The sequence below is a fragment of the Alcanivorax sp. HI0007 genome (assembly GCF_001635525.1).
Taxonomy (GTDB): Bacteria; Pseudomonadota; Gammaproteobacteria; order Pseudomonadales; family Alcanivoracaceae; genus Alcanivorax.
This window is the reverse complement of the sequence record NZ_LWEJ01000257.1, coordinates 1-21,177: the sequence shown is the minus strand read 5'-3', so window position 1 is coordinate 21,177 and position 21,177 is coordinate 1. Positions and strand designations below refer to the sequence as shown.

Sequence of the window (21,177 nt, the reverse complement as noted above, 5' to 3'; positions counted from 1 at the left end):
AAGCAAGCAGCTAGTAGCTCGCCGCTGCTCTCACATCGGCAACACTTCCACGGTCCCTAGATATTGTAGCCGGCGCTGGTCGGCTTTCGGGTTGCTGACCTTGTCATCAGTGCTGGCGGCTTCCAGGTAGTAGCGACCGGCGGCCGGCCAGGAGATGGACAGCAACCCCTTGTCGTCGCTGATCACGGTCCAGTTGTCCTGGCTATCCCGATAACGGGTGCCGCCGGGGACCAGTTCCATTGCCACACCGGTGGCCGGTTTGCCGTCTACCAGCAGACGCCATTGCGAGGTTTCACCCGCGTACAGATCGTTGGGGTGGGTCAGCATTTCCAGTTCCATGCCTTTACCGGTGGGCGCAATGGGGGTCGGAGCGCCCAAGGTGACCACAGTCTCCAGGCGGTTATGGACTTCAATCAGGGTTACGTCGCTGGCATTTTGGGGGAGCTCGGCGAGCAGTTTGTCCGCATCCATGCCTCGGGCGCGTTGACGTTCACCGTTCACCTGGTACATCAGGAAATAACCGGGGTTGGCCACGGCGATCCGGTAGCTGCCGGGTTTGTCCAGGTTCACATCGAAGACGCTGCGGCGGTGACCTTTAAGCAGATTTTCCACGGTAGCGGCCTGACCATCCGGGCCGGTGACTTGCAGATAATCCAGCGGGTAGGCGCGCTCCACGGCGAAGATGTCATTGGAGATGCTGGCATCCACGGTGACCCACTGGGGCTCGGAGATACTGGTATGGCTGGGCAGCAGCCACAGCTTGTGGGCCTGGGCGGGCAATGCCATTGCCAGCAGGGATAACAGGCTGATGCGCTTCAGTGTGGTGTTCATGGTGTTCTCCTTTTCATGGTGATTGGCGTCAGGGGGTGAGGGTCAACGTGACGGTGCCCAGTTCACTGCTACCGTTAGCCTGGTGTTGCTGAGGTCGGCTGGCGGGCCACTGGAAGGGCAGACGCACCACTTCACGGCCGCCCACTTCCCGAGAGGCTTCCACCACCAGTTGGTAATTCCCCTTCGGCAGCTCCTGCAGGCGTTGCAGTTCGCTGAAATCCACCGAGTGTTTGCCCGGGCTGCGGGTGGCGCCGGTGAGGCCGTCATAGGGCTTTTGCTGGCCACGGCCGGTACGTCGCCACCATTGGCGGATATCCTTGAGCCACTTTTCCTGGTCGTCGTACCACAGGCCCAGTGGCAGGATGGTGCTGCGATCACTGTTTTCTACCCAGAAGGCCACGTAGGGCGCGTGGTATTCCGCCACTCTTAATCGGGGGATTTCCACTTCCACCTGAAAGGTATCGGCGCCGGCATAACCGGCCAGCAGAGAAAACAGCAAGACGGGGAGTAAACGCATGGGGCTGTCCTTTTAGTGCATGAAAAACACGATCAGTAACCAGGGCAGTGCCAGCCCGGCCAGGGTCACCGGCCAGGTGGCCGGACGACGTTTGGCGTGGAGCATCATCAGCCCCAGGCCGGTGAGTGCGAACAGCAGACTGGCCACGGCGAAGATGTCGATAAACCAGGTCCAGGCCGCGCCGGTATGCCGTCCCTTGTGCAGGTCATTGAAAAAGGCGATCCAGCCCCGGTCGGTCTGCTCGGCCAGCACGCTGCCATCATTGAGATCAATGGCCAGCCAGGCATCGCCGCCGGGGCGGGGCAGGGCCAGGTAGACTTCCCCGGCGGACCATTCGGCGACTTTGTCACCGGTACGGATCTGCATCTCCTGTTCCAGCCAGACGCGGACGGGCATGGGCAGGGCCCCTTCTTGCCTGAGGGCGAGCTGTTGCCGCAGTGGGGTGGGCAATAAGGCTTCCTGTTCCTGTACCGCCGGATCTGCATGAATAGCGCTGGCGTGGTTCAGGGTGATCCCGGTGAGGCTGAATAACAGCAGGCTGATCAGGCACAGGGCCGAGGTGATCCAGTGCCATTGGTGGAGCTGTTTCAGCCAGAAGGCTTTGCGTTTCTTGTTCACAGCGGGGGAGGGCTCGGCAAATTTCGATGCCAGGGATGGTAATGAGAATGGTTCTTTTTAAATAGACGCGGGGGCTGTAAAGAATGTAAGACGGAGCCCTTTCTTGAATTTGATTCAAATAATGCTGGATTCAGCGAATGGTAATTCTTATCATTCGCGAATGAATGCCGTTGCCCATATCCCTTCCCGCCTGCTGATCATCGAAGACGATGCGCTACTCGGCGCCCATCTGCGTGATTTTCTGACGGAGCGCCGTTATCAAACCACCCTCTGTGCGGATGGCGCCCGGGGTTTGGCGGCGGCGGCTTCCGGTGACTTTGATTTGGTATTGCTGGATATCCTGCTGCCCGGTCTGAATGGGCTGGAATTGCTGGCACAGCTTCGCCGGAAAAGCCCGGTGCCCGTGATCGTGGTGTCCGCCCTGGGTGACGAGCAGGCCAGGATTCAAGGGCTGATTGGTGGCGCCGATGATTACCTGCCCAAGCCGTTCAGCATGGCCGAACTGGCGGTACGGGTGGAGGCGCTGTTACGGCGGGTCAGCCTGGAGCGGCATCGGCCTGCGCTAACGGAAACCGCCGGTGGTCTGGTGCTGGACGAGGCTAGCCAGGGTGCGAGTTATCGGCATCAGGATCTGGGCCTGACCGGCACTGAATTCCGTCTCCTGCAGGTGTTGCTGGAGCACCGTGACCAGGTGTTGAGCAAGCCCTTCCTCTATCAGGCTGTGCTGTATCGGGGATGGGGTCGCCACGACCGTAGCCTGGACTTGCATGTCAGCCATCTGCGCCGCAAGTTGCGTGCTGCCGGTGTATCGGAATCCACCGTGCGCACCGTCTGGGGGCAGGGCTATACCCTGGTGACCGCTCATCTGTGATGCTTGATCGACATTCCCTGCTTTGGCGACTGGCAATGCTGCTGATGATAACGGCGGTGTGTACCGTCACGCTCAGCCACTGGCTCAATCGCACTCTGAGTAACCGGGCTTTGTTGCTCAGTGATGAGGCGAAAACCGTGATGCGCGGTTATGCCGCCGATGCGGAGCAAGCCTGGCTGAAGGAGGGGGCTCCGGGTGTGGCGGCCTGGATCGCTGCCGTGGCTGAGCATGAACCCGGCGACATCATGGTGGTCAGCCAGCATGACCAGTCGCTCAGCGGTATGCCTCTGACAGAATCGGAGCGGGACGGCCTGCGGTTTCAGCGGGGGCTGGAGTGGCGCATGAGTTTTCGTTATCGCTCCATGCCTTATATCGGTGTGCCTTTTCCCCAGCGACCGGAACAGGGTCGCCTGGTCATGCAGCTACCGCCTCGCTTCATGCCCGCTCAGGACTGGCCGATATGGGAGTCCCTGTTAATGGTGGGGTTGCCCGCTCTGGTGGCCCTGGCACTGGGATTGGTGCTGTTCTGGCGCGTCCGCGGGCCGCTGCGCGGCTTGCAGCAGCAGGTGATGCAATTCAAGGATGACCCGGAGGCCCGGGTCCACCCACCGCTGAGTCAGCGCCGGGACGAATTTGGTGATGTGGCCCGCAGCTTCAATCACATGGCCGAACAGGTGTCGGCCATGCTGACCACCCAGCGCCAGCTCCTCAATGACATGTCCCACGAGTTGCGTACGCCTCTCAGTCGTCTGGCGGTGGCCCTGGAAAGCCAGATGGACGAGCAAGCCCTGCGGCAACGGGTGGCCAGGGAGCTGATCCAGATGCGCACCCTGGTGAACGATACCCTGGCCCTGGGATGGCAGGACACGGAGTCCGATGACACCGGGCAGGAGTCAATCTCGTTGTTGGCATTGTGGGATGTGGTGAGCGATAACGCCGCTTTCGAAAGTGATTGGCATCCCTCCCGCTTCCCCTGTGACTTGCCTGTCGACGCCCAGGTCCGCGGCAATCTGAATGCCCTGGCCCAGGTACTGGAAAACCTGGTGCGGAACGCGGTGCGCTATTCTCCCGCCCAGGGAAGTGTGTCCCTCTGCGGCGCCAGGGAAGGCATGTGGTGGCACCTGTGGGTGACCGATCAGGGGCCCGGTGTACCTGCGGAGCGGCTGGAAGATATCTTCGCGCCTTTCGTCCGGCTGGACAGTGCCCGTGCCGGCAACAGTGGTTTCGGTCTGGGGTTGAGCATTGCCCGCCGTGCGGTGCAGCGCCTGGGCGGCCAGCTATGGGCCGAAAACGTGAGTCCAGGTCTGCGGATCCACCTGCGCCTGCCGGCGGCTGTATAGTTTGTAAATCTTCTTTATCTGCAAATAAGAATCAATATCATCACTTGCCGTGAAGCATGTTCATTCATGTTTATGCGGCTCTGGCCGTGTTCGGGGGATCCGTCTCTGTTTGAGCGTCCGGTCCTGTTGTCGAGATGATTGAGGAGATAAGGAAGATGGGAATGCGTTTGGGGAACCTGGGGTTACTGCTGGTGGCGACTAGCGGAATGGCCTGGGCAGAGCAGGGGAGCCATGAACTGGGGCAGATTTCCGTGACTGCCGGTGGCTTCGCTCAGCAAGTGGAAGATGCGCCGGCTTCCATCAGCGTGATTAACCGGGAGCAGATTGAGCAGCGCTACTACAAGGATGCCACCGATGCCCTGCGCGATATTCCCGGGGTGATTGTTACCGGTGGGGGTTCCGGTGATCGCGGCACGGATATTGTCATGCGCGGTATGCCTTCGGCGTATACCTTGATTCTGGTGGATGGCAAACGGGTTTCCAGTCGCGAAACCCGTCCCAACGGCAGTGCCGGTTTCGAGCAGGACTGGCTGCCGCCCCTGCAAAGTATCGAGCGGATTGAGGTGGTGCGCGGTCCCATGTCCACCCTTTACGGATCCGATGCCATTGGCGGGGTGATCAATGTGATTACCCGCAAGGTGGCCGACGAGTGGGGAGGCGCCGTTCAGCTGGACACCATTATTCAGGATGACTCCCGCTCCGGCGACATCAAGCAGGGTAATTTCAGCCTCACCGGTCCTCTCAAGGACGGCCTGGTCGGTTTGCAGCTTTATGGTCGCTTCCAGGATCGGGAAGAAGATTTGTTTGAAAACGGTTTTGAAGAAAAAAACCTGAAAAATCTGACTGCCAAATTGTCGGTGACACTCAGCAAGGATCACGACGTCGTGCTGGAGGCCAGCCAGGTGGACCAGCGGCGCCGCTCTCTGATCGGCTACAGTGCCCAGGCGACCGGCTGCCGGGGTGGGTGTACCGATTCCGACAACCGCAGTACCCGCGAAGCTTTTTCATTGAGCCATACTGGACGCTGGGCAATCGGTACCTCAGACACCTACGTGCAACGGGAAAGGGCGGAAAACGAGAGCCGCGAGATGGTGATTACCAACACCTCTGCCAAGACGTCACTGGTGATGCCGCTGGGGGATCACCGGCTAACACTGGGCGCGGACTTTATCGAGGAAGCGCTCTCCGACAAGACCTCCAACCGGATTTCCGACCGCACCCGAATTGATACCGCCAAGTACGCACTGTTTGCGGAAGACGAATGGATGCTCACGGATACCTTCGCGCTTACCGCCGGGGCACGGATGGATGACGATGATGACTTTGGTAGCCACTTCAGCCCGCGTCTTTATGGCGTGTGGGGGTTCAGTCCCCGCTGGACCCTGAAAGGCGGTGTCTCCACCGGCTTCCGGTCTCCCTCGTTGCGAGAGATTACTCCGGATTGGGGACAGGTGAGCCGCGGTGGCAATATCTATGGTAACCCGGATCTGGAGCCGGAAACGTCCGTGAACAAGGAGCTGGGGCTGTACTTCAACGCCGGCCGGGACCTTCAGGCCAATGTCACAGTTTTCCATAACGACTTTGAAGACAAGATTACCCGCATCGCCTGTCCGATCGAGATCTGCACTGATGGCCCCAACCAGTTCGGTTCCGACCCCACCTATCGGGTCAATGTGGATGAAGCGGTAACCCAGGGTGTGGAAGCTGCCCTGTCGACCACGTTCTACCGGGTGCTGTCCCTGAACCTGAGTTATACCTATACGGATTCCGAGCAAAAATCCGGCGAGTACAAGGGCGAGCCCCTCAACCAACTGCCAGAGCATCTGGCCAGTCTGCAGGCCAACTGGCAGGCCACGGACACGGTTTCTCCCTGGCTGACGGTGCGCTACCGGGGTAAGGAAAGCCAGCCGACCACCGGCCCATCCAGCAGTGCGATCATCGCCCCATCCAATACCCTGGTGGATGCGGGGGTAGGGTTCCGTCTCTCACCCCAGGCGAAGCTGAATACCGGTATCTACAATCTGGCCGACAAGAAAATCTTCGAGGATGAGTACGGTTATGTGGAAGATGGTCGGCGTTACTGGCTCGGGGTAACGGTGAATTTCTAAAAGCGTGTGGAAGAAAAAACGCCGGCATTTGCCGGCGTTTTTTTTAAGTCTCAGTATTAGAGCTTTTCCTGAAGCGTGGCGCGGAAGTCTGCATCATGCTGCGCCAGGCGAACGATCTGATTGTATCTTTCCAGTTCGAGCCCGTTCTCTTCCACGGCTTCTACCATTTTCTGCTGGGCTTCCTGCTGCACCTTCATGGCCTTTTGGGGCTCATCCTTGCTGGCTTGCAGTTTCCGGGAATAAGTCTGCTGGATCCCTGCCATCTCTTTCTGGGTGGCAATAAAGGCATCAAGATCCGCATCGGAAAATTCAGACGCATCCGGCAGATTCTGTGGCGTCTGCATGGTCTGGGTTTGCGGTGCGTTTTGCTGGGGAGTGGCGGGGTTTCCGGGCTGTTGGGCCGTGGCGGTGGCGGTCAGGGCGCCGGAAAACAGCAGTGCGGCCAGGGTGATCATTGGCTTTTTCATGGAATCAGTCTCCTTCGCATATTCATGCCCCCGAATAAAAATCAGAAGGCCGTTTCTGTGTCATAACGTCTTGCATCGTCGCGAGTGACACATGCAAGGTCGGACATGATTGAGAGCAGCCGTTCCGCCGTTTTTGTTAAGTTATGTAAATCTGCGTGGTGGTAGACGTCACTTGAGTCATCAGATCAGACCGGCAAACCGGATCCGGCGTGTAACCCTTTCATTTTTCCGCTGTGACAGTTTCAATGGGTAAGCGGGGCTATTCCCCGCGGTGGGACTGATAAGAAAAACCAAGGAGAGCTGAATGTTGAAACAATCCGGAATTTTTCGTGGAACGCTTGCAGCGGGTTTGCTGTTAGCCGGTACTGCGGCACAGGCGGAGTTCTACACCGGTGCCCAGGTGAATATGCTGAACATCGATCGTGGTTCGGTGAGCAACGTGACTCTGACAGGGCTGACAGTGCGGGGAGGCATGGTTCTGCATGAACTGATCAGTGCCGAGGTCCATGCGGGCAAGGCCTTCGGTGATGATTCCTATCGGGGGGTGGAGGTGGAAAATGATTTTCACTACGGCGTCTATGCCCGACTGACGCCGCCCGTAGCCGGTGCAGTTCGCCCGTATCTGATCGGTGGCTACAGCTACGTGGAGAATGACTTCAACGGCGAAACCCTGCGTGACGACGGCGCTTCCTATGGCGGCGGTTTTGATCTGGGTATGGAAGAGCACATCAGCATGAGCCTGGAGTATCTGCGCCTGGTGGATAATGACTTTGGCTCCCAGGAGCTGATCGGTCTGGGCTTGAACTACCGGTTCTGACCCGCAGAATCACTGTCACCGGGGGAGGGCAGCTGAGTCGCTCCCGGTGACAGGTTGGTTCGCGAGGCATATGTCGGAATGTTATAAAAGTATCACCATATATTCCTTTATCTTCTTCGCTGAAACCCTATCATGGCACTCGCAATTCCTGTTTTGAGGTGCTGTAGATCATGGGTAGTGCACAGCTTATTACACGTTTCGGAGACAACTCCGCCGGCCTGTCCAAAGAGGCCCTGGCGGAGCTGAATCGTGTCTATGGTCCGTTGAATTTTGAGGAACGTATCGCCCGGGTATTCGAGGATTTTTCTCCCGAACGGATCATGGTGACCTCTTCCTTCGCGGCGACCTCTGCCTATTTTCTGCACATCATCTCCACGATTCGTCCTGATCAGCCGGTGCATTTCATTGATACCGGCTACCACTTCGAGGAAACCCTCAAGTACAAGGACTACCTGATTGACCGCTTCGGCCTGACCGTCATCGACGTGACGCCGGACCCGGATCACCACCAGGTGTCCCTGGAAAACCGCATGTGGGAATCCGATCCGGACCTGTGCTGCCAGGTGAACAAGGTGAACCCGCTGGACGAGGCCAAGGAAAACTACGACCTGTGGATTTCCAGCCTGATGGGCTGGCAGACCGAGCATCGGGCGGGCCTGCAGGTATTCGAAGAGCGTGGCGGGATGATCAAGTTCAACCCCATGATCGACGTGACCAAGGAACAGCGTGACAGCTACATCGCGGAGCATGATCTGCCGTTCCACCCGCTGGTGGCGGAAGGCTACAACTCCATCGGCTGCAGCCACTGTACCTTCAAGGGCGAAGGCCGCGAAGGCCGATGGAAAGGCCAGCAGAAGACCGAGTGTGGTCTTCACCTTTAAGCCATAGCAAAGCCACACAAAACGGGCGCTTGATGCGCCCGTTTTTTTGTCCGGTCGACCCTTTCCCCATTGTTGAGTAGGCTTTCAGTGTCTCCCTCTGTCTGCCAGCCCATGAAGCGACAATACCCGAAAAGACGCTTTCTCCTGATAGGGGGGTTGCTTGCTTCGCTACTGATGCTGGCGGCCCTGCAATGGTGGCCGCTGCCTGAGCGGCTGGATAACACGCCCTACGCCACCTTGATGCTGGATCGCCACGGCCGTCTGCTGGATGCCCGGATTGCCGAGGATCAGCAGTGGCGTTTCGTGCCCGTGGCACAGCTGCCGGACAAATACGAACAGGCACTGCTGTTGTTCGAAGACAAGCGCTTTTACCGGCACCCGGGCATTGATCCGCTGGCCATCGCCCGGGCCATGCGCCTGAACCTGGAAGCGGGAAGGGTGGTCAGCGGAGGTTCCACCCTGAGCATGCAGCTGGCCCGGCTGCTGCGTGACGATCCGCCGCGGACTCTCACCGAAAAAGCCCGTGAGGCGCTACTGGCATTGCAGCTGGAGTGGCACTTCAGCAAGCCGGAGATCCTTGTCCATTACGCCAGCCGGGCTCCCTTCGGTGGCAATATAGTCGGCTTGCGTGCCGCATCCTGGCGTTATTTTGGCCGCGAACCCGGAGCCTTGAGCTGGGCGGAGGCGGCCCTGCTGGCAGTGCTACCCAATTCGCCTTCGCTGATTCATCCCGGGCGCAATCGGGAGCGGCTACTGGCCAAACGTGATGCCCTGCTGCAACAACTCCACCGCCAGGGTGCCATGGCTGAGGCAGACCTGCGCCTGGCGCTGATGGAGCCGTTACCTGCCGCGCCCAGACCTCTGGCGGGGCTGGCTCCTCACTTGCTCAACACCCTCTCGAAGACGTCCACGCAACGGCTACTGACCACAACGCTGGATGCGGATCTTCAGCGGCGGGTTCAGGAATTGGCCCGGCAACATGGTCGGCGGCTGGCCCGCGATGGGGTGCATAACGTGGCGGTGGTGGTCATTGATCATCAGCAACGACAGACCCGCGCTTATGTGGGCAATGTCTCCCATGGGGACCCTGTGGAGTACGGCGCCGCCGTGGACATCGCCAGTGCCCCCCGTTCCACCGGCAGTGTGCTCAAACCCTTGTTGTACGGCTTGATGCTGGATGACGGGCGCCTGCTACCCGGCACCCTGGTGGCGGATCTGCCTACGAACTACGGTGGTTTCAGCCCGGAAAACTTTGACCATGGTTATCGGGGCGCTGTGCCAGCCCATCAAGCCCTTAGCCAGTCGCTGAACATTCCTGCGGTACGTATGTTGAAAGACTACGGGTTGGGCCGCTTTCATAGCGAACTCCAGCGCCTGGGCATGACCACCCTGTTTCGCAGCGCTGAAGACTATGGACTCACCCTGATTCTCGGTGGTGCAGAAGGGCGCCTGGACGAGCTCACCGCCATTTATGCGCAGATGATGGCGAGCGCCAGCGGGCTACCGGCAGAATCGGTGAGAACACTGGCAGAGCAACAAATCGCCACGGCACCGGGGATGGCACTGAGCCCCGGTGCTGCCTGGCTTACCCTGGAGGCCATGCGGGAGGTTGCCAGACCAGGCACGGCACAGCAGTGGCGACTGTTCACCTCCAGCCAGTCAATTGCCTGGAAATCCGGCACCAGCTATGGACTGCGTGATGCCTGGGCCATCGGCAGTAATGGGCAATATACGGTGGGTGTCTGGGCGGGCAACGGCAATGGTGAGCCGGCGCCATCACTCGGGGGCGCGGCGACGGCGGCACCACTGATGCTGGATGTGTTCAGCCTGCTGGGGACTGCGTCCTGGCCACAGCCGCCATTGGATGAGCTGAAAACCGTGCAGGTTTGTGCCGATGATGGCTACCTGGCAGGGGGCCGGTGTGAGACCGCGGACCAGTGGGCTCCGCGGCAGAGCCATTTTCAGACTGTCACGCCACACCATATCCGCGTGCACCTGGATGCCAATGGCCAACGGGTGCACAGTCAGTGTGAATCAGTGAGTCAGATGCAGCATCGAGACTGGTTCGTGCTGCCACCCGCCCAGGCCTGGTTCTATCGCCGCCATCATCCGGAGTATCGGCCCTTGCCGTCCTGGCGGGCGGACTGTGTGGCCGGCGCCCGCGCCATGCAAACCGAGCCGCCCATGGCACTGGTCTACCCCCATGCTGGCACCGCTATCTACATTCCTGTGGAGCTGAATGGTCGTTTGGGACGTGCAGTGTTCCGCGCTGTCCATCAGCGCAGCGAGGCAGAGCTGTTCTGGCACCTGGATGATCGTTTTCTCGGCAAGACCCGTCATTTCCATGAGCAGGCGATCATCGCTGAACCCGGTTGGCATACGCTGACGCTGGTGGATGACCAGGGATTTCGATTAACCCACCGGTTCAAGGTGTTGGGGAAATAAGCGTTTTAACGCTACATGCGACGGCGCCATATTAGTTTTTTGACTGATTTTTCAGGTAAACAATAAACGCCACAAGGGCAATGCTGCTGAGGAACAGTACGAAAGCGGTAATCAATTGTTCCAGTGTCATGGGGCAGGTCTCCAGTCCGTTATCTCGACAATATCACGACACCATCGCCTTTACTGAATAGGTGCCGGTGTCGTGATTTGGATCAATGTTTCCTGCCGGGTTCGTCCCTGTGAACTGCTCTACTCGATGCCGCAGAGTAACTGCGCTGTCCTGTCCCAGCCCAGGCAACCATCGGTGATGGACAGGCCGTACTGGAGGGGCTTTTTCAGCGGTTGTTTGCCATCCTGCAGGTGACTTTCCAGCATGATTCCGGCGATATGCTTTTGCCCGTTGCGGCGTTGTGCAAGCAGATCCTGCAGTACTTCCGGCTGTTTGAGCGGGTCTTTGCCACTGTTGGCGTGGCTGCAGTCGATGATCAGTCGTGGGTTGCGGCCTTTCGCCTGCAAGGCATTGACGGCACTGCGAATATTTTCTGCATCGTAATTGGGGCCATGATGCCCACCGCGAAGCACCAGGTGCGTATCCAGGTTGCCGGCGGTTTGCAGCAACGCACTGTGACCGTTGTGGTCTATGCCTAGGTGCGTGTGGGGATGCTCGGCGGCGCCCATGGCGTCACTGGCCACATCGATACTGCCGTCAGTACCGTTCTTGAAACCTACGGGCATGGGCAAGCCGCTGACCATCTCCCGGTGGATCTGGGATTCGGTGGTGCGGGCGCCAATGGCCGCCCAGCTGAGCAGGTCGCCCAGGTAGTCGGCGGCCATGGGATGCAACAGTTCCGTGGCCAGGGGCAGACCCTGCCGTGCCAGGTCCAGAAACAGATGGCGAGACACGTTCAGCCCGGTGCCGATGTCGTTGCTACCGTCCAGGTGCGGATCGTAAAGCAGACCTTTCCAGCCCACCGTGGTGCGGGGTTTCTCCACGTAGGCACGCATTACCAGGAATATCCTGTCGTCCAGCTGACGGGACAGTTCGCTGAGGCGATGGCCGTATTCCAGGGCGGATTTCGGGTCATGGAGCGAGCAGGGACCGGTGATCACTAAAAGGCGGTCGTCTTCGCCGTTGAGAATATCGCGTACGGTCTGTCGATGGGTCTGGATCTGTGCCGCCAGCTGGGCGTCCACCGGCAGGCGCTCGCGCATTGCGCTGGGGGAGGGCAGTGGCACGCTGCGGCGCGAACGGGGGTCGGCGGGGCTGGCGATGTGGCTCTGTGTCTGTTGCATGGTCGTTCCTTAACGTTCTGTGCGCATTATCGTCGCGCGTGATTCGATCGTAGTGTTCGCTGGAGCGGGTGCTGCCACTGGCTAAATCGCGATGCTTTAAGGTGCTGGCTATATCGATACATGCTGTTTGTCCTCTGCGGTGCTGTTGTCTGGGCAATAAAAAACCCCGGGCGGGATACCGACCGGGGTTTTCGTGTTTCGGCAGGCGTCCCGTAGCGGGCGCGCCTGGGTATAAGTCAGGCGCGCGAGCGGCTAAACCAATACCCGTAATAGAAGGCAGCGGGCACAACGGTGCCGACCGTTTTGCGGTCTGCAGGCATGCTGTGATTGTGGCGGGCTGCGTTCATGATGAAATCTCGTTGAGTTCAGCTTTCAAGCCTAGCGATGACCCCTGCCAGAAGCAAGGGGGCGAGCCTCTCTCCGTGATAGGAGGTCAATATGCCGGGCCGGGATGACAGGGGCGTGACAGGGCAAAAAAATGCCCACCGAAGTGGGCAAGGAAGGTGGAGACAATCAAGGAGAAAACAGAATCAGAAGATATCGGCCTTGCCGATGGCGTTGGTGATGACCTGGGCAAAGTGGCCGGCCCCTTTTTCCAGGCCCTTGAAGCCGCCGGTGTTGAAGCTAACGGTGTTGCCCTGCCAGATAATCGCTTGCTGGTCCACGTCCCACAGGTCCAGCCGAACCACATAGATGTCCTCATTGACGAAAAAGTCATCGCTGAACACCTGGGGGCGCATGGTCATGGTGCCGGCGATCGGGACGGCCGCGCCCGGGTCGCCTTTGACCTCAAGGGTTTCGCTGCGCTGTTCTTCCAGGTGGATCGCCAGGGCACTGTCGAAGCCGTTTTCTTGCATGCGTTCTGCCAGATAGTCGCGGCTTTTGCCTTCGATGCCTTTGTCACCAAAGACCGTATGGGCGGCGGTGGCCTTGATGCCTTGCTCGGCAAACCTGGCAACGATGGCGTTTTCCAGGTGACCACGCAGTTCGTGCTCAACGAGGACCCCCACCACCAATGACTGGTAGGGACCCTGTGGGTCTTTTTCTACGCCGGTCTGGGTGTTGACCACACGGGTATCGTGGTAGCCGGAGGCACAGGCCATGAGCAGCACAGCGAGCAGGGCCACCATGGCGAATTGCAGTTTTCTCATCGTTCCATCCTCATTCTGGTTGGCAGGCCACTGGGGAGCAGCCTGCGGTGTCCTTTGTCGTCTCAGAAGTTGTAGGTGGTGCTCAGGGACAGGTAATCCCGGTCGTTGACCACGCTATAGCTGGCATCGTTATAGGTGGTGTAGGACAGGTCCGCGCTGAGCTTCTTGTAGCCCATGCCGATACCCAGGCCCAGGCTGCGCTGGTCTTCCTGAAGGGCGTCATCACTGGAGTAGCCTTCTACACCGTGCTGCAGGGTCAGTGACGGAGTCAGTGTCACCGGGCCAATGGCATTGGCATAGGTGGATTTCAGCGTCAGTTGGTAGCCCCAGCTAAAGTCAGTCACATAGCCGTCCTCGCCCAGATCACCGACACCGAAGTTGGTGTGGCGGCGAAAACGCATGTCTTCCTGGTCCGGCAAATCCTGAATGAATTCCGAGCCGACCTGGGCAGAAACGATGGTTTTCTGGGCGCCCAGTACTTTGGGGATAACCGTGGTAAAGGTGAATTCGGCACGCTGAATATCGAATTCCTTGAAACCGGTGACGTCGTTGCCGGAGCCGTAGACGTAGTCAATGGTGTCCTGGGGAACGGTGGCAAACCCCTGTGCGGCGGCTGCCGGTACGCCATTGGCTTCCAGCACCCGCGAGGTAGTCAGATCCGGCGTGTTGATCTGGACCGGCATATCCGGCAGGTAGCTCAGGTTCATGGCCAGGTTGCCGATCCCTTCGAAGGTCTTGTCGGCGGTGAGGCCGATCACCTGAATGTCTTCCGGGTATTCATAGAAGTAGGCGATGTCGTTGCCGGCGGTAATCCCCTGCGCAAGCGGGCTGTCTTCCTTGGTCACCGAATAGATCGGCAGACGCATGTGATAGTTCAGGAAGTAGGCGCCCACCTTGGCCTTGGATTTCGGGAAGGCATAGTCGAATTTCAGCCCGTACTGACCGCCATCATCCGGCTCTTTTTCGTCTCGACGTGGAATGTAGAGACCGTTTTCAAAGGCGGTTTTGTTGGGAATGATGACGGAGCTGGAGAAGGTGGCATCACACCCGACGGCGGTGTTGTCGAGCGTGGAGAAAAAGGTGCCGCAGCCATCCAGGTTCGCTGCCCGCCACTCATACTGGTAGAAGGATTTCATGGAGAGCCGGTCGGTAAACTGGTAGTCGGCGGTCACCATGCCAGCGGGTTTGAGGAACTCGGTGTACTCGGCACCGGGGCGATGCAGGGCTGCCAGGTCAATGGCGTTCAGCGCACTGAGGGAGCCCCGGGAATAGAGGCTACGCCCCCACAGTAGCGTCTGACGACCCGCCTTCAGCTTCAGAGGCTGTTCATTGACCTGAAAGGTGCCGTGGACAAAGACATCCTGAAAGGTGGCTCCCTGGAATTTGGAGTTGCGATCAAAGCCGTCGTCGCTGAGCGGCTCGCCACCGACAAATTCATTGGGGAAGTTGCCGTGGGGGACATCCTTCTCTTTCTGCACATAGTCGTACCAGCCCTTGGCACGCACAAATAGGCCGTAGTTCCTGTACTGCAGGTTGACGTCGCCCACTGCCTTGGCGACGGCAGACACCACTTCGCCACCATCATAGTTCAGGTTGCCGTCGTCGGAGACGGCGGAACTGGAGGTGCCGCCGGGCGTATCACCGGCAAACAGGTTTTCCTTGCGGGCAGACTCCATACGGGAAATCGCGCCCACGGACGCTTTCAGGTTCCATTTGAGACTGATGTCGTCATTGATTTGTTTTTCGCCAGCCATGGCCGGGGCTGCGGCTGTCAGCAGGCCCAGAGCCAGGGCACTGCTGCAGCCGACAGCGATCGCTTTGCTTCGCATTATTTTGCTCTCCCACTACCCGGTGATGAGCCGGGTAGAAATTCCGTTTGTTGTTGTGAACGTTGTTGTAGCGCACTTGTTGTCACGCCCGGTCCCATCGGGCGTTAAAATCCTGACTCTCGCCTTTTGTTTTTTTGAACCATTATTTCAAAAAGCGATACGTCGGATTCAATTCATACATACCGACGGGTATGTGGTCAAGACAGACCAACGTCGAAGTTGAAGGGAAATAGGGAGCGAAGAGCCTGTTTCTGGAATAAAGGCGTTAGGTTTTATGGGGTTTTCGTGATCCAAGACCAGGAGAAAGAAACGATATTAAAGTTGATGTTTACCTTTCTCGGTGATTCGTTACCCAGGGTAACAAATAAAAGAAGATTTCATTTTAGTTTTATTTGTGAGCGTTGACACATTTGCTAAAGAATTCCATCGCAGAAAACACAGTAAGGTTTGTCCCGGCAGTGGACCCTGATCATGAAGACAAAAAAAGGGCGCCGTGTGGCGCCCTGAAGGGGAAGTCAGAGACAGCAATCAGAACACTTCGAACAGGCCAGCGGCACCCATGCCGCCGCCAATGCACATGGTCACCACCACATATTTCACGCCCCGGCGCTTGCCTTCGATCAGGGCGTGGCCGGTCATGCGGGCACCGGACATGCCGTAGGGGTGGCCGATGGAAATGGCGCCGCCGTTCACGTTGTATTTTTCCGGGTCGATACCCAACCGGTCGCGGCTGTACAGGCACTGGCTGGCAAAGGCTTCATTCAGTTCCCAGATACCGATGTCATCAATGGTCAGTCCAAAGCGCTTGAGCAACTTGGGTACGGCGAAAACCGGGCCGATACCCATCTCGTCAGGATCACAGCCGGCCACGGCCATGCCGCGATAAGCGCCCAGCGGTTGCAGGCCCAGTCGCTCGGCTTCCTTCGCTTCCATCAGCACGCAGGCGCTGGCGCCGTCAGACAGCTGGGAAGCGTTACCGGCGGTGATGAAGCCGCCTTCCTGTACCTGCTGTCCCCCTTTGAAGACGGGCTGCAGGGATTGCAGGCCTTCCAGGGTGGTTTGCGGGCGATTGCCTTCGTCTTTGCTCAGGGTAACTTCCTGGTCGGAGATCTCTTTGGTTTCCTTGTTCATCACCTTCATGACGGTAGTCATGGGGACGATCTCGTCGTCGAACTTGCCGGCTTGCTGGGCAGCGGCGGTGCGCATCTGGGACTGGTAGGCGTACTCGTCCTGGGCATCACGGGAAACGCTGTAGCGGTCTGCCACGATCTCGGCGGTTTCCAGCATGGACATGTAGATGTCCGGACGGTGTTGTTTCAGCCAGGGGTCGGCCGCGCGGAAGGTGTTCATCTTGTCGTTCTGCACCAAGGAAATGGACTCCAGCCCGCCGGCCACGGCCACATCCATGTTGTCGACGATGATTTCCTTGGCGGCGGTGGCGATGGCCATCAGGCCGGAGGCGCACTGGCGGTCCATGGACATGCCGGACACCGTGGTGGGAAGACCCGCACGCAGGGCACACTGGCGGGCCACGTTGCCACTGGTGCTGCCCTGCTGCAGGGCGGCGCCCATGATCACGTCCTGGATGGTTTCCGGGTCGATGCCGGCGCGCTCCACGGCGTGCTTGATGGCATGGCCACCCAGGGCCTGGGCCTGGGTGTCGTTGAAGGCGCCCCGGTAGGCTTTACCTATGGGGGTACGGGCGGTGGATACGATGACGGCTTCTCTGCTCATGGCTCTCTCCTGGTCCAGATAAGGGCTGCTGCGGGGGAGGGTGCAGCAGCCTGAAGTGTGTGAGAAGCGAGTGACGAGTACCGAGTTTCGAAAAGCAAAACCGGGTTGCTAACGTGTTCTGGTTTCGCCTTTCGAAACTCGGTACTCGTCACTCGCTACTGTCCTTTAACCCAGCTTGATGCCCTTGGCCTGGGCGGCTTTGGTAAGAATTTTGGTGACATGGTCACCGCCGGCGAGAATTTCCCGGGCGTTGTCCATATTGCCGATCTGCTCGAAATGGGCGGCGACGCCATCCACATTTCGCTCGTCTTCATCCAGATAGACACCTTCGCTTTCCATCAGGCGAACCATGGCGTAGCAGCCGGCACCTGCCAGTACGATGCGGTGGGTCGGTGCTTTGTTACTGCACAGGAACAGCACCGCTGGGGTGATTTCCTTTGGTTCCAGCATGGCCAGGACTTCCGGGGGCATCAGATCTTCGGTCATACGAGTGGCGGCGGTGGGCGCAATGCAGTTGATCTTGATGTCGTATTTTTCCCCTTCGATGCATAGGGTATTCATCAGCCCAGCTACGGCCATCTTGGCGGCGCCGTAGTTGGCCTGACCGAAGTTGCCGTACAGGCCAGAGGTGGAGGTCGTCATGACGATACGGCCATAACCCTGTTCGCGCATGATCGGCCAGACCGCGCGGGTACAGATTTCGGAGCCGGTCAAATGCACGGCGATGACTTTGTCCCAGTCGTCCTGGGTCATTTTCACAAAGCTCTTGTCGCGCAAAATACCGGCATTGTTGATCAGCACATCAATGCGCCCCCAGGTATCCATGGCCTGTTTCACCATGGCGTCGACCTGTTCCGGACTGGACACATCGGCTCCGTTGGCAATGGCCTCGCCGCCGGCGGCCTGGATTTCCGCGACGACCTGCTCGGCCGCCTCGGTGGAGCCGCCGCTGCCATCACGGGCACCACCGAAATCATTAACCACGACTTTGGCCCCCAGACGAGCCAGCTCTAGCGCATGGGATTTTCCCAGGCCGTTACCGGCGCCGGTGACGATGGCTACCTGATTGTCAAAACGGATTGTCATGCTTCTTTCTCCGGATAATTCACATCAAATGCTATTTGTAGGAGCGTCGCTGGCGGCGCGATTCGGGATAGTTGCGAGTCACGAGAAGCGAGTTCCGAAAGTCACAGACAACAGGGTTTTCGCTCCTCGCGACTCAAAACTCGATACCGGTAACCCGGTTATCGCGCCGCGAGCGACGTTATGCGCTTCGCTTACCCTACGGGCCGACCTACGGTCGTTACTCCGCTGCGCTACGTTCCTACAGCGGCCTGTTAAATCAGGCTGGTACAATCGCCAGGCTCAGCCATTCGGCGATCAGGGCGGGTTTGTCCTGGCCTTCGATTTCCACTGTCACACCATGGCGCAGTTGCCATTCGCTCTCTGAGCGTTGCTTCACTTCCAGCAGGGTAAAGGTGCCGCGTACCTTGCTGCCTTCGCGCACCGGGTTCATGAAGCGTACCTTGTCAAAACCGTAGTTGATGCCCATGGCCTGGCCCTTGATGGCAGGCAGCACATCCATGGCCATGGCGGAAAGCAGTGACAGGGACAGAAAACCGTGGGCGATGGTGGTGCCGAAAGGGCTTTCCCTGGCGGCACGCTCCGGATCCGTGTGAATCCATTGAGGATCTTCCGTCAGCTCGGCAAAGCCGTCGATTCTTGGCTGGTCCACGGTTCGCCACTGGGACACACCCAGCACTTCACCGGTCTTGGCTTGCAGGGCTTCAATAGTGATCTGCGATCTGCTCATGGGCTCTCCCTGTTAGGGCGCGGCTGCGCTATCTTTTCAGAATATTGTTTTAAGATCGGGAGTATGGGAGTGGCGTAACTGGCCGTAAAGGGTGAAAAACGGCATGAAGGGCGAGAATTCCGTCACCGGGGTGCGGGAGGGTCAATGGTGGGGCGCGTCGGTTATGTCACTATTTTCCCCTTAAACGGGTCTGCACCGTGATTGAGGAGCACCATGCCAGAACAAAGCGACGCCCTGCTGACCGACCCCCGCGATGCCATTCTTGACGCGGCGGCCCTGTGCTTTATGGAGCGGGGCTTCAATGCCACCAGTATTGACGACATTGCCCGGCGACTTTCTGCCACCAAGGGCATGGTCTATCACTACTTTGATTCCAAGGCGCAGCTATTCTTCGAGATCCACCATCGTGCCATGGACGCGCTTTTTGAAGAGCTGGAACCGGTGGTGAGTTCCGGGTTGCCTGCTTCGGAACGGTTTACCGAGATGGCCCGCTGTTATGTCCGCACCCTGATCCGGACCCAGCCCTACCAGCGTACCGTGTCGGAAGCGGTGCAGATGTTGCTGCGCAGCAGCACCACGGAAGCCCAGCGTGTTCAGCTGGAGCGTCTTCAGGAGCGCCGCCGGCGCTGTGAAGATCTGTTTCTGACCGTCCTGGAAGAAGGCATTGCCAATGGCACCATGCGTGCCGCGCGTCCGAGGATGTCCATCAAGCCGGTCTTCGGTGCCATGAACTCGGTGATCAACTGGTACCAGCCCCGCGATTCGGAAACGCCGGAACAACGGCAGGATGTGGTGGATGAAGTGGTGCTGGTGGCGCTGCGGGGAGTGATGAAAGGCAGTTAACAGTGAATAGTTAACAGTTAACAGCGACGCGCAACAGCGCGTAATGGTTTCAACGCAAAGAGGCCGCGCCCATCCCTTGGGCGCGGCCTCTTACGTTTGATCGCAGCAACACAAGGTTCGCGGCGCTGTTAACTATTCACTGTTAACTGTTCACTTATTTCCCGCCTCCCAAGAATCTCGCAAATCGCTCCCGTGTGTCCTCGCTGAACATCCTCTCCGCAAACAGCGCGCTTTCCTTTTCGATCTGTGTCTTGATGGCTTCATGGCTGTGACGCAGTAGTTGCTTCGTCATGGCCATGGCTGGTGGAGATTTCTCTGCCAGTCGCTGGGCCAGAGCCTGGGCGGTGGGCTCCAGTTCGTCAGGGGTGACCCGGTAGGCGACCAGGCCGCAGCGCTCCGCTTCCTCTGCTGTCAGGGTATCGCCGGCCAGCAGCAGGCGGTTGGCATTCTGGCGACCGATCAAGGCAGGAAGCAGCAGGCTGGAGCCGGCTTCCGGGACCAGGCCCAGATTGATAAAGGCAGTCTGGAAACGGGCATCGTCGGCGGCCACCACCAGGTCCGCATGGAGCAGCAGGGTGGTGCCGATACCGGTGGCATTGCCCTGCACGCCAATCACCACAGGTTTGTCCAGGGCCATCAGGGCGTGAACCAGCACCATGGCCGGGCTGAGCTTGCCGCTATCCCGGCTGGCCGGGTCCGCATTGAGAAAATCGCCGATATCGTTGCCGGCACACCAGGCCCGACCATTGCCGGTGAGCAGTAGCACGTGCAGATCGTCCCGCTTTGCCAGATGTTCGACGCCTCGGGTCAGGTCCTGGTACATGCTGGCGGTCATGGCGTTGAGCTTGGCAGCCCGGTCCAGCACCAGATGCAGCACGGCACCCTGTTCCCGGGCCTGGACGCAGCCGCTGGTGAGAGTCAGATCGGTCATGGAAGTCTCCGGCAAGTGGGGAAGCTACCGAAGATATCGAAACAGCATTTCGAATAATAGCCAAATCGTCATGCATCATATTCATTCTGCCAGATTCAAAATATCAATTTCACTAACTCGCGGGCCTGCACTAGGCTGGGGTCATTGCGAATTGCTCTCTTGCCCGTTGTAAGGATTCCACATGGCCCAGTTCTATCTTGTCCGCCACGGACAGGCATCGTTCGGCACCGATAACTATGACCGTCTCTCCGAGCTTGGCCACCAGCAGGCCCGGTGGCTTGGCGAGTATTTTGCCGAACGGGATATGGGTTTCGATGCGCTGGTTTCCGGCGATCTGGTGCGTCACCGGGAAACCGGTGCCGGTATCTGCGAAGGCCTTGGCGTGGCGCTGCCGGAAGATATTCATGCCGGACTGAATGAATTCGACTTTCAATCCATTGTGGATGCCTACCTGACGCAGTTCCCGGAACAGGCACCTGCGGAGGGCGCGCCGGTGGCGGCGTTCTACAAGGCACTGAAAACGGCCATGAAGCATTGGCGCCTGGACGAGCTGAGCGGCGATCTGCCGGAAAGCTGGCAACATTTTTCCGACCGGGTGCTGGCGGCGCGTCACCATATCCAGCAACAGTACAGCGACAAAGATCGCATTCTCATCGTCAGTTCCGGCGGTGCCATGGCCATGTTTCTC

Annotated in this window: 19 protein-coding genes; 8 read left to right on the top strand and 11 right to left on the bottom strand. The window is 58.8% G+C overall.

The window, feature by feature from the left end; translation table 11 throughout:
* Positions 1–30 precede the first annotated feature (30 nt).
* The 3 genes from A3714_RS14600 to A3714_RS14590 are packed head-to-tail and all read right to left on the bottom strand — an operon-like array spanning position 31 to position 1,966.
* On the bottom strand, positions 31–831 hold the full coding sequence (locus A3714_RS14600; RefSeq protein WP_082844658.1) for a DUF4198 domain-containing protein: 801 nt from the start codon (positions 829–831) through the stop codon (positions 31–33).
* Between the two features lie 28 nt (positions 832–859).
* Positions 860–1,348, bottom strand: a complete 489-nt coding sequence (locus A3714_RS14595) for a DUF2271 domain-containing protein (RefSeq protein ID WP_063508576.1) — start codon at positions 1,346–1,348, stop codon at positions 860–862.
* A gap of 12 nt (positions 1,349–1,360) precedes the next feature.
* Positions 1,361–1,966 carry a PepSY-associated TM helix domain-containing protein gene (locus tag A3714_RS14590; protein ID WP_063525802.1) on the bottom strand — a complete coding sequence of 202 codons (606 nt, stop codon included), beginning with the start codon at positions 1,964–1,966 and terminating at the stop codon, positions 1,361–1,363.
* A 160-nt stretch (positions 1,967–2,126) separates the two neighbouring features.
* Between A3714_RS14590 and A3714_RS14585 the strand changes: the two genes are divergently transcribed.
* The 3 genes from A3714_RS14585 (at position 2,127) to A3714_RS14575 (ending at position 6,285) form a co-directional block, all read left to right on the top strand.
* A complete protein-coding gene (locus tag A3714_RS14585; protein WP_063509502.1) occupies positions 2,127–2,837 on the top strand; it encodes a response regulator transcription factor in 711 nt (236 codons plus the stop codon).
* Complete coding sequence (locus A3714_RS14580; protein ID WP_063509503.1) at positions 2,837–4,177, top strand: sensor histidine kinase; 1,341 nt, start codon at positions 2,837–2,839, stop codon at positions 4,175–4,177. The genes A3714_RS14585 and A3714_RS14580 overlap by 1 nt, the downstream gene beginning before the upstream one ends.
* Positions 4,178–4,338: 161 nt before the next feature.
* Complete coding sequence (locus A3714_RS14575; protein ID WP_082844765.1) at positions 4,339–6,285, top strand: ligand-gated channel protein; 1,947 nt, start codon at positions 4,339–4,341, stop codon at positions 6,283–6,285.
* Positions 6,286–6,341: 56 nt separating this feature from the next.
* Here A3714_RS14575 and A3714_RS14570 read toward each other — a convergent pair whose 3' ends face one another.
* Positions 6,342–6,752, bottom strand: a complete 411-nt coding sequence (locus A3714_RS14570; RefSeq protein ID WP_062817798.1) for a DUF4168 domain-containing protein — start codon at positions 6,750–6,752, stop codon at positions 6,342–6,344.
* Between the two features lie 304 nt (positions 6,753–7,056).
* On the opposite strand from A3714_RS14570, the gene A3714_RS14565 reads away from it, so the two are divergent.
* The 3 genes from A3714_RS14565 to pbpC all read left to right on the top strand — a co-directional run bounded on the left by A3714_RS14565 (position 7,057) and on the right by pbpC (position 10,895).
* Positions 7,057–7,569 carry an outer membrane beta-barrel protein gene (locus A3714_RS14565; RefSeq protein WP_063509505.1) on the top strand — a complete coding sequence of 171 codons (513 nt, stop codon included), beginning with the start codon at positions 7,057–7,059 and terminating at the stop codon, positions 7,567–7,569.
* Positions 7,570–7,739: 170 nt separating this feature from the next.
* On the top strand, positions 7,740–8,450 hold the full coding sequence (locus A3714_RS14560; protein ID WP_063509506.1) for a phosphoadenylyl-sulfate reductase: 711 nt from the start codon (positions 7,740–7,742) through the stop codon (positions 8,448–8,450).
* 156 nt (positions 8,451–8,606) lie between these two features.
* Complete coding sequence (pbpC, locus tag A3714_RS14555; protein WP_231866106.1) at positions 8,607–10,895, top strand: penicillin-binding protein 1C; 2,289 nt, start codon at positions 8,607–8,609, stop codon at positions 10,893–10,895.
* Between the two features lie 249 nt (positions 10,896–11,144).
* Here pbpC and A3714_RS14550 read toward each other — a convergent pair whose 3' ends face one another.
* From A3714_RS14550 to A3714_RS14525, 6 genes are all read right to left on the bottom strand, one after another.
* A complete protein-coding gene (locus tag A3714_RS14550) occupies positions 11,145–12,188 on the bottom strand; it encodes a 3-deoxy-7-phosphoheptulonate synthase (RefSeq protein WP_063525803.1) in 1,044 nt (347 codons plus the stop codon).
* A gap of 530 nt (positions 12,189–12,718) precedes the next feature.
* Complete coding sequence (locus A3714_RS14545) at positions 12,719–13,339, bottom strand: hypothetical protein (RefSeq protein WP_063508984.1); 621 nt, start codon at positions 13,337–13,339, stop codon at positions 12,719–12,721.
* Positions 13,340–13,401: 62 nt separating this feature from the next.
* On the bottom strand, positions 13,402–15,168 hold the full coding sequence (locus A3714_RS14540) for a DUF1302 domain-containing protein (RefSeq protein WP_063508985.1): 1,767 nt from the start codon (positions 15,166–15,168) through the stop codon (positions 13,402–13,404).
* Between the two features lie 528 nt (positions 15,169–15,696).
* Positions 15,697–16,902 carry an acetyl-CoA C-acyltransferase gene (locus A3714_RS14535; RefSeq protein WP_063508112.1) on the bottom strand — a complete coding sequence of 402 codons (1,206 nt, stop codon included), beginning with the start codon at positions 16,900–16,902 and terminating at the stop codon, positions 15,697–15,699.
* A 165-nt stretch (positions 16,903–17,067) separates the two neighbouring features.
* Positions 17,068–17,988, bottom strand: coding sequence for an SDR family oxidoreductase (locus tag A3714_RS14530; RefSeq protein ID WP_063508111.1), 921 nt, complete (start codon positions 17,986–17,988; stop codon positions 17,068–17,070).
* A 256-nt stretch (positions 17,989–18,244) separates the two neighbouring features.
* Positions 18,245–18,715 carry a MaoC family dehydratase gene (locus A3714_RS14525; protein WP_063508110.1) on the bottom strand — a complete coding sequence of 157 codons (471 nt, stop codon included), beginning with the start codon at positions 18,713–18,715 and terminating at the stop codon, positions 18,245–18,247.
* A gap of 213 nt (positions 18,716–18,928) precedes the next feature.
* On the opposite strand from A3714_RS14525, the gene A3714_RS14520 reads away from it, so the two are divergent.
* Positions 18,929–19,558, top strand: a complete 630-nt coding sequence (locus A3714_RS14520; protein WP_062817787.1) for a TetR/AcrR family transcriptional regulator — start codon at positions 18,929–18,931, stop codon at positions 19,556–19,558.
* Positions 19,559–19,712: 154 nt separating this feature from the next.
* Here A3714_RS14520 and A3714_RS14515 read toward each other — a convergent pair whose 3' ends face one another.
* Positions 19,713–20,489 (bottom strand): enoyl-CoA hydratase/isomerase family protein, encoded by a 777-nt coding sequence (locus A3714_RS14515; protein ID WP_063508109.1) that lies wholly within the window; start codon positions 20,487–20,489, stop codon positions 19,713–19,715.
* 181 nt (positions 20,490–20,670) lie between these two features.
* Between A3714_RS14515 and A3714_RS14510 the strand changes: the two genes are divergently transcribed.
* A partial coding sequence (locus A3714_RS14510; protein ID WP_063527196.1) for a histidine phosphatase family protein occupies positions 20,671–21,177 on the top strand: 507 nt, incomplete at its 3' end.

Excerpts from the sequence above, each read along its gene's own strand:
- A3714_RS14570 (WP_062817798.1), bottom strand. The coding sequence starts at position 6,752 with ATGAAAAAGCCAATGATCACCCTGGCCGCACTGCTGTTTTCCGGCGCC.
- A3714_RS14585 (WP_063509502.1), top strand. The coding sequence starts at position 2,127 with ATGAATGCCGTTGCCCATATCCCTTCCCGCCTGCTGATCATCGAAGAC.
- A3714_RS14560 (WP_063509506.1), top strand. The coding sequence starts at position 7,740 with ATGGGTAGTGCACAGCTTATTACACGTTTCGGAGACAACTCCGCCGGC.
- A3714_RS14575 (WP_082844765.1), top strand. The coding sequence starts at position 4,339 with ATGCGTTTGGGGAACCTGGGGTTACTGCTGGTGGCGACTAGCGGAATG.
- A3714_RS14515 (WP_063508109.1), bottom strand. The coding sequence starts at position 20,489 with ATGACCGATCTGACTCTCACCAGCGGCTGCGTCCAGGCCCGGGAACAG.
- A3714_RS14600 (WP_082844658.1), bottom strand. The coding sequence starts at position 831 with ATGAACACCACACTGAAGCGCATCAGCCTGTTATCCCTGCTGGCAATG.
- A3714_RS14535 (WP_063508112.1), bottom strand. The coding sequence starts at position 16,902 with ATGAGCAGAGAAGCCGTCATCGTATCCACCGCCCGTACCCCCATAGGT.
- A3714_RS14525 (WP_063508110.1), bottom strand. The coding sequence starts at position 18,715 with ATGAGCAGATCGCAGATCACTATTGAAGCCCTGCAAGCCAAGACCGGT.
- A3714_RS14565 (WP_063509505.1), top strand. The coding sequence starts at position 7,057 with ATGTTGAAACAATCCGGAATTTTTCGTGGAACGCTTGCAGCGGGTTTG.
- A3714_RS14540 (WP_063508985.1), bottom strand. The coding sequence starts at position 15,168 with ATGCGAAGCAAAGCGATCGCTGTCGGCTGCAGCAGTGCCCTGGCTCTG.
- A3714_RS14520 (WP_062817787.1), top strand. The coding sequence starts at position 18,929 with ATGCCAGAACAAAGCGACGCCCTGCTGACCGACCCCCGCGATGCCATT.
- A3714_RS14545 (WP_063508984.1), bottom strand. The coding sequence starts at position 13,339 with ATGAGAAAACTGCAATTCGCCATGGTGGCCCTGCTCGCTGTGCTGCTC.
- A3714_RS14595 (WP_063508576.1), bottom strand. The coding sequence starts at position 1,348 with ATGCGTTTACTCCCCGTCTTGCTGTTTTCTCTGCTGGCCGGTTATGCC.
- A3714_RS14530 (WP_063508111.1), bottom strand. The coding sequence starts at position 17,988 with ATGACAATCCGTTTTGACAATCAGGTAGCCATCGTCACCGGCGCCGGT.
- A3714_RS14580 (WP_063509503.1), top strand. The coding sequence starts at position 2,837 with ATGCTTGATCGACATTCCCTGCTTTGGCGACTGGCAATGCTGCTGATG.
- A3714_RS14550 (WP_063525803.1), bottom strand. The coding sequence starts at position 12,188 with ATGCAACAGACACAGAGCCACATCGCCAGCCCCGCCGACCCCCGTTCG.